Annotated in this window: 6 protein-coding genes and 2 pseudogenes; 5 read left to right on the top strand and 3 right to left on the bottom strand. The window is 71.2% G+C overall.

Features of this window, described 5'->3' with window-relative positions; translation table 11 throughout:
* From AC1DWC_RS26440 to AC1DWC_RS26460, 5 genes and pseudogenes are all read left to right on the top strand, one after another.
* Positions 1-154, top strand: a pseudogene (locus tag AC1DWC_RS26440) (IS481 family transposase); the annotation flags it as partial.
* Positions 155-910: 756 nt separating this feature from the next.
* Complete coding sequence (locus AC1DWC_RS26445) at positions 911-2086, top strand: Ig-like domain-containing protein (RefSeq protein ID WP_477912826.1); 1176 nt, start codon at positions 911-913, stop codon at positions 2084-2086.
* Positions 2087-2196: 110 nt separating this feature from the next.
* Complete coding sequence (locus AC1DWC_RS26450; protein WP_477912828.1) at positions 2197-2946, top strand: SDR family NAD(P)-dependent oxidoreductase; 750 nt, start codon at positions 2197-2199, stop codon at positions 2944-2946.
* Entirely contained in the window at positions 2946-4001 is a 1056-nt protein-coding gene (locus tag AC1DWC_RS26455) for a DUF2804 domain-containing protein (protein ID WP_477912830.1), read from the top strand. The genes AC1DWC_RS26450 and AC1DWC_RS26455 overlap by 1 nt, the downstream gene beginning before the upstream one ends.
* A gap of 92 nt (positions 4002-4093) precedes the next feature.
* A complete protein-coding gene (locus AC1DWC_RS26460) occupies positions 4094-4486 on the top strand; it encodes a VOC family protein (protein WP_477912832.1) in 393 nt (130 codons plus the stop codon).
* A gap of 38 nt (positions 4487-4524) precedes the next feature.
* Here AC1DWC_RS26460 and AC1DWC_RS26465 read toward each other — a convergent pair whose 3' ends face one another.
* From AC1DWC_RS26465 to AC1DWC_RS26475, 3 genes and pseudogenes are all read right to left on the bottom strand, one after another.
* Entirely contained in the window at positions 4525-5205 is a 681-nt protein-coding gene (locus AC1DWC_RS26465) for a helix-turn-helix domain-containing protein (RefSeq protein ID WP_477912834.1), read from the bottom strand.
* Between the two features lie 4 nt (positions 5206-5209).
* Positions 5210-5974, bottom strand: a complete 765-nt coding sequence (locus tag AC1DWC_RS26470) for an ESX secretion-associated protein EspG (RefSeq protein ID WP_477912836.1) — start codon at positions 5972-5974, stop codon at positions 5210-5212.
* Positions 5971-6175, bottom strand: a pseudogene (locus AC1DWC_RS26475) (hypothetical protein); the annotation flags it as partial. The pseudogene AC1DWC_RS26475 and the gene AC1DWC_RS26470, both read right to left, overlap by 4 nt.

Below are 6175 nucleotides of genomic sequence, written 5' to 3' on the forward strand. Positions count from 1 at the left end.
GTGGGCGTTCGCCCGGCACTACAAGTCAGAACAGGCCCGACGGACAGCGTTGCCGGCGTGGTTGCACACCTACAATCACCACCGGCAACACTCCGCCATCGGCAGGAACGTTCCCTTCAGTCGTTTGACCAACGTCCCTGGGCAGTACAACTAGGCGGCCACGAATCCTGGTCCGCGGCCCATTTCTCGCAGGGGCCCAGCCGATGTCCGCCGTCGACGAACTGTGCCCATGGATTCACAACTCGCACGTAGGAGGCTGTGCCACCACGGCATCTGACGCAGCCCGCGATCGCGACGGCCGGCGAGCCTACGAACGGACACAAAGGCGCGTCCGGCCGGGGCGGCGGACTGGTGAATACATGGTCATGGAAACATTCTCGTGAGCTGATCCGAGCACCGGCCGACCATCACACACATGGCATTCTCGCCAAACATGTTTCAGCACGTGACAATGCCGCACAGCCGTCCGCAGATTTTCGAATTTCGCGTCCACAGTGCGGGGTCTGCGTGATAGTACTTACGCACACAACAGAACCTCTCAAATCCGCGGACCCATTCTCCCACAACAGATACCGGGAGAATGGGGCCGCGCTGCCTGCCGTAGACCTCGGCCCTCGACACCTTCGAGGACGGCCGCTCGGCGGAGAAGGCGAAGTTGCTGCAGTCCCCCTCCCAATTGAACGGATCCGGGCTGGTGCACAGACGACATGCACCGGCCCGGCGTTGTTCGGTCGCGTTTGTCGCCGTGCCACAGATGGCGAGCTACAGGTTGGAACGCGGGCAGGAAATCGACCCTGTCCCGCGGCGAGTACACGGTCGTCACTCCGGCGTGACGGCACCACCACAGGACCACCGACCCCACCCTGCGGCCTCGAAGTCGACGGTCGTACCACAGCGAACAAGGAGCACCATGACACAGAACGCGATGACACGCGGCATCGCCGCCGGCGCGGCCACCACCCTCGCGGTCGGAGCGCTCGCCCTCCTCGGCACCGGCATCGCCGGCGCCGCCTCGGGCTCGGTCACCTGGGACGAAGGAGCCGCCCGTTTCACCCGGACGGTCAGCAACACCACTCCCGCGGTCGGCGAAACGGTAACCGTGACAACGAAGTTCGACCGGACCAGCTGGGTGGACGAGTTCATCTACAACGTCAAGGACCGTCACCCGTCCTGCCTGACCTACATCCCCGGCTCGGCGAAGATGACCGGCAACGGCGCGGCTCAGCCTGTCGCCAACCCCGAGGTCGTCGTCGACGAGGGCAACGGGAGAGGCTACGTCCGCGGCGCCTGGGGCGTCACCGACTGGGTCATCCAGAATCGCCCCGGCTTCGTCCAGACCCCGGTCTTCAGCGTCAGTTACACGGCGGGCAAGAACTGCGCCCGTGACACCGCCCTGCTCACCGGCATGGAGTACGGCGGATCACTCGGCGGCACCAACTCCCTCCGGGGCCCGTCCATCACCATGAGCAAGACCGGCACCGCCACCTCCCTCGCCGCCGTCACCGGTGCCCGGGTCGGCGTGCCGAGCACCCTGACCGCCACCGTCTCCGGCGGCGAGGCGGGCAACACCGTCGAATTCCGAGACGCCGGGACCAAGGTCGGCCAGGCCACGCTCGACACCAGCGGAAAGGCGACCCTCGCCTGGACCCCCACCCTCCCGGGCAGCCGCGCCGTCACCGCGCACTTCCTCGGCACCGGGTTCGCCGCCGCGTCCCAGTCGTCGACGGTCACGGTGCAGGTCGCCGAACAGAACACCCCCTCCACGATCGCCCTGGCCCCGGTCACCGATGCCCAGGTCGGCCGCGCCTCCACCATCACGGCCACGGTGACCCCGGCCGGAGCAGGTGGCACCGTGACCTTCAAGGACGGCGACATCGTCATCGGCACCACGCAGGTCGGGGCCGACGGCACCGCCACCACCGAGTGGACCCCGGCGGCAGCGGGGCAGAGCACCCTCACCGCCGAGTACTCGGGCAACGGCACCGTCACCGCATCCTCCGTCCAGGAATCGGTGACCGTTGCACCCGCCGACGAAGGCGGAACCGGCAGTCTCGGCAGCCTCGGCGGATTCGGCTCCAGCAACTGACAGCCAACTCGCCTTGAAGGGTCTGTCCCCGGCCAGATCGGCCGGGGACAGACCCTTTCCGGCACTCAACCCTGCTGCCGGGCCGCGGCGTCTGCGCCTAGGCTGAGGCCATGACCATCTCGCCTGATGAACATGTTGCCGTCGTCACCGGAGCGAGCTCCGGCATCGGAGAGGCCACCGCACGAACCCTCGCCGCGCAGGGGTTCCACGTGGTCGTCGGCGCCCGCCGCCTGGACCGCCTCGAGCACCTGGCCCGCGACATCGGCGGCACCGCGCTCGAACTCGACGTCACCGACGAGGATTCGGTGGACGCGTTCGCCGCGGTGCTGCCGAGGGTGGACGTGCTGGTGAACAACGCCGGCGGGGCCAAGGGCCTGGCAACCGTGATGGAGGCCGACCTGGACGACTGGCGCTGGATGTGGGAGACCAACGTCCTCGGCACGTTGCGGGTGACCAAGGCCCTGCTGCCCAAGCTGATCGAGTCGGGCAACGGCCTGATCGTCACCATCACCTCGGTGGCCGCGTTCGAGGCCTACGACAACGGCTCGGGCTACACCAGCGCCAAGCACGCGCAGGCCGTGCTGCACCGGACCCTGCGCGGCGAGCTGCTCGGGCAGCCCGTCCGGCTCACCGAGATCGCGCCGGGCGCGGTGGAGACCGAGTTCTCCCTGGTGCGCTTCGACGGCGACGAGGAGCGCGCGGCCAAGGTGTACGAGGGCATCAGCCCACTGGTGGCCGCCGACGTCGCGGAGGTGATCGGTTTCGTCGCGTCACGACCCTCGCACGTGAACCTCGACCAGATCATCATGAAGCCCCGCGACCAGGCGGGCCCGGGCCGGTTCGCCCGCAAGCAGGACTGATGCGCCACCGCCTGACCCCCGGCGACCTGCTCGACGGGCACGGTCGCCTGGCCGAGCCCGGCTGGGCCACAGCGGAACTGCGACGCTACGACCGCGCCGCCGTCGCCGCGTCCCGGCTCCGGGTCAAGGAGTGGGGCTACTACTGCGTGCTCACCGAGGAGGTCGGGCTCGCGCTGACGGTGGCGGACAACGGCTACATGGGACTGCTCGGGGTGTCCTGGCTGGACCTCACCGCGCGCACCGAGGTGACCGAGAACGTCATGCTCCCGTTCCCGATGGGTTCGATGGGCCTGCCGGCCAGCGCCGACGCCGGCGACGTGGTGGTCTCCCGACGGGCGGGGCGGGGACGCGAGCTGCGGATCGAGTTCCGGCACACCGACGGCGGCCGACTGCTCACCGTCGACCACCCGGGATTCGACGGTGGCCGCGGCCTGCGCGGCGAGCTGCTGCTCGACCAGCCGGAGATGGACCGGATGGTGGTCGCCACACCGTTCCCCAAGGCCCCCAAGGCCTTCTACTACAACCAGAAGATCAACTGCCTGCCCGCGCGCGGTGAGGTGGTGGTCGGCGGCGAGTCGTTCGCCTTCGACCCGGCGAGCGCATTCGGCGTCTTCGACTGGGGCCGCGGCGTGTGGACCTACGACAACACCTGGTACTGGGGTTCTGCGTCGGGCACCCTCGACGGCAGGCCGTTCGGGTTCAACATCGGCCACGGCTTCGGCGACACCTCGGCCGGCACCGAGAACATGGTCTTCGTCGACGGTCGCGCGCACAAACTCGACGAGGTCACCTTCCACCTGCCCGACGGCACCTCCGGCCGGCCGCCGGGCCCGTTCGACGCCGCGCCCTGGACCTTCACCAGCAACGACGGCCGGTTCGAGATGACCTTCGAGCCGATCCTCGACCGCGCCGCCGCGACGGACCTGGTCGCGCTCCGCTCGATTCAGCACCAGGTGTTCGGCCGGTACTCGGGCCACGTGGTGCTCGACGACGGCAGCCGCCTCGCCGTCCGGGACCTGCTGGGGTTCGCGGAGCAGGTGAAGAACCGCTGGTGACGCGGCGGCCGGCGGGTGGGGCCGGGGTCGGCGGGCGGGACCCGTCCGATTTGTACAAGACTGGCGGGACCCGCGCTTCCTAGGGTGAACCCATGACACCTCGCCTTGATCTCGTGGGAATCGTTGTCGCCGACATGGCGCGCTCGCTGGCCTTCTACCGGCGACTGGGCTTCGACCTGCCCGCCGCCGCGGACACCGAACCGCACGTGGAGGCGGTCCTGCCGCAGGGGCTGCGGGTGGCCTGGGACACCGAGGCCACCATCCGGTCGTTCGACCCGGAGTGGACGCCGGGGTCCGGCGGCCAGCGCCTGAGCCTGGCGTTCGCCTGCGCCGACCCCGCCGAGGTCGACTCCTGCTACGCCGGTCTGGTCGCCGCCGGGTACGAGGGGAAGCTGGCCCCCTGGGACGCGTTCTGGGGGCAGCGGTACGCCACCGTCCATGACCCCGACGGCAACTCCGTGGACCTGTTCGCCGCCCTGACCTGACCCCGCGAGCCGGCTGAACCAGCCCCGGTCCGTCCGGTTCAGCCGAGCGCGCCCAGTGGGACGCCGGCCAGTTGCCTCACCTCGCGGGCGAGGTGGGCCTGGTCGGCGTATGCCAGCCGCGCGGCCACCGCGGCCGGGGGCGTCCCCGCGCGCACCATCTCCACCGCACGCCCGAACCGCAGGATCCGACTCAGGGTCTTCGGCCCGTAGCCGTAGGCCCGCAGGGACCGGCGGTGCAGTTGCCGTTCGCTCAGTCCCACCCGGGCGCCGACCGACGCGACGGGGGCGCCCGCCCGCAGCAGCCCGGTCGCCGTCGCCAGCAGCCGGAGGTCCGGGGCGTCCTCGTCGAGCCGTTCCCCGGCCAGCTGCTCGAGCAGTCGGCCGGGCGCGGGTGATCCGGACAGCCTCGATTCCCACCGCCGGACCAGTACGGGATTCCACAACTCGGCGAGCGGGACCCGTGTGTTCACCAGCCCGTCGGCGGGCGCACCAAGCGCCGCCGGCCCCTGGCCGGGGGCGAACCGAAGCCCCACGATGCGCGCGGTCTCCGCCGCCGTCGACATGTGCGCGGTGGTGTCGGGTCCGGCCACCACCAGCCGGCCACCGAGCCAGATCACGTCCATGCTGCCGTCGGGCAGGATCCGGTGCTCGGCGTCGGCCACGGACTCGCTGGTCCACAGCACCGCCCCGGAGATCCTCGACGCCCGCTCCCGATACACGGGTTCAGTGTGGCAGCTGGACCGCCCGCGTCGCGTCGGCCTCGGCGACGAGCCGCTGCACCTGCGCCGCGATGTCCGCGCCGCCGGCGGGCCGCGCGTGGACGGTCTCCGCGCCCCGCACCAGATAGCGCCCGTCCCCGGCGAAGTCGACCCAGTGGAAGCCCCGGTCCTCGCCGCGGGGCGTGCTGTCGTACGCCGGGCCCGCGACGACACCGACCTCGCCGAAACCGGTCCGCGGGCGGGCGAAGAACTCGTCGCGCTGCTCGCTCGCCCGTCTGCGACCCGCGGGCCGCATGACGGAGGCGCCGGGAACGGTCGACCGCGGTACCGACACCCCGCGACCTCGCCCGGCGTCGACCTGCGGGATTGCCTGGGCCAGGGCCGCTCCCACCTCCGCCGGCGCCACCGCGGTCAGCACCACGTCGGCACCCGTGTGCAGGTCGGCGCCCGGTTGTTGGACCGCGACCGTGGCGCGGGCATGACGGATTCCGGCATGCACCCTGACCATCGAGCTGCCGGGGCCGACTCGGTGGAGGCCGCACAGTTCGATCCGCACGGCGGGCTCGGCGAGCGCGGCGAGCGCCTCGTACATCGGCGCGTCGACCTGGGCCAGCACCCGCCGCGCGGCGTCGGCGCGCTGGGCGCGGAACTGCGCGTCCGTCTCGGCGGTGCCCCGGAACCCGAACGGGTACGGCAACCGGTCCCGACCGAGTCGCTCCCACAACACCGCGAACTCGAGTGCGGTCAGCCGCCATGGCCCCTGGCTCATTCGCCGATGACCGACGGCGCGACCAGCGGGAGCCTGCCGACCAGCTCGTTGCCGTTGTCCACATTGACGAGGTAGCCCGGGGTCTTGTGCTCCCGGTCGTCCTCGCCGTTGGCGCGGGCGCCGCCGGGCATCATGCCGCCGCCCGCCGCACCCGCCGCGCCCGCCGCACCCGGGCGTCCCACCGCGGCAGCAGGCCCGCCG

It is taken from the genome of Rhodococcus sp. P4_C10 (assembly GCF_056402135.1).

Excerpts from the sequence above, each read along its gene's own strand:
- AC1DWC_RS26445 (WP_477912826.1), top strand. The coding sequence starts at position 911 with ATGACACAGAACGCGATGACACGCGGCATCGCCGCCGGCGCGGCCACC.
- AC1DWC_RS26450 (WP_477912828.1), top strand. The coding sequence starts at position 2,197 with ATGACCATCTCGCCTGATGAACATGTTGCCGTCGTCACCGGAGCGAGC.
- AC1DWC_RS26455 (WP_477912830.1), top strand. The coding sequence starts at position 2,946 with ATGCGCCACCGCCTGACCCCCGGCGACCTGCTCGACGGGCACGGTCGC.
- AC1DWC_RS26460 (WP_477912832.1), top strand. The coding sequence starts at position 4,094 with ATGACACCTCGCCTTGATCTCGTGGGAATCGTTGTCGCCGACATGGCG.
- AC1DWC_RS26470 (WP_477912836.1), bottom strand. The coding sequence starts at position 5,974 with ATGAGCCAGGGGCCATGGCGGCTGACCGCACTCGAGTTCGCGGTGTTG.